This is a genomic window from Oleiphilus sp. HI0132 (assembly GCF_001635845.1).
The window spans coordinates 1-1,015 of sequence record NZ_LWGJ01000425.1 but is presented as its reverse complement, the minus strand read 5'-3'; the positions used below and the strand labels follow the sequence as shown (position 1 = coordinate 1,015).

Below are 1,015 nucleotides of genomic sequence, written 5' to 3'. Positions count from 1 at the left end.
TAGACAAACTTCGTGTTCCATCGGGTAGTTTAGATATTGCACTGTGTGGCCTCGCGCTTCAAGAATCGCCGCCGCTTTTTTACCTTGCCTTTCCACGACCATTGGGTCATGAGTGCCGTGGCAGATTAATACTGGCAGCTGGCTATTCGCGGGCGCGGTATCAAAGCTATCTTCTTGTGGAAAATAGGTCGACAAGCCTGCCAGTGCTGCAAGGGGGCTGGGGTAAGTTAAGGCTGCATGGTAGGCCACGGCTCCACCCTGCGAAAAGCCCATTACAATGATTCGTTCGCTCTTGATGCCTCGCTCGATTTCCCTATCGATCAGCGTTTGGATATTCTTCACCGAACTTTGCAATTGTTCGTGGTTTATCACGCGCTCTTCAGTCAGTTCAAGAATGTCATACCAGGCGGGCATGATATAGCCAGCATTAACCGTGATGGGGATTTCCGAGGCATTTGGAAATATAAAGCGTATACCTAAGCCTTCCGGTAGCGCTAATTCCTCGACGATAGGTACAAAGTCGTTTCCATTTGCCCCGAGGCCGTGCAGCCAAATAATACTTGCTGATACCGTGTCAGCAGTTTGTCGCTCAATACAGTCTAATAGGGGCATGTGATGAAATCCTTAATTATCCAATAGGTGAAAAAGATAGTTTTAATAGGTAGTATGGGTAACTCGTGTGACGCAGTGGACAAAATTAATGATAAACCTGCGTATTTGACATTGTTTAACCTTATACCTTGCTTGTAAAGCTGGCAAAGCGAGAATTATGTCTACACTGAATTAAAGCCTTTCCTGATCTTGAGTAAATTATTGGTGCTTATGGTGGCATAAGTGGCAAATGTTGTAGTTATGACGAAAAGTGCAAGGCGCTCTGTTGCTTGTTTTAGGAAGAAAAAATGAAACCCGAACTCAATACATTTCAAATGCTGAATGCAGCAAAAACAAATCTTTCAAACTTGAATCGCAGCCTATCTTTGGTGGGAGCTGGTTTAGTCATCAGTTTAGCTGCTGG

At 44.8% G+C, this 1,015-nt stretch carries 1 protein-coding gene; it reads right to left on the bottom strand.

Going from position 1 to position 1,015, the window contains the following annotated elements:
- The coding region (locus A3766_RS05190; RefSeq protein WP_068641839.1) for an alpha/beta hydrolase at positions 1-612 on the bottom strand (612 nt) is incomplete at its 3' end.
- Positions 613-1,015: the final 403 nt, after the last annotated feature.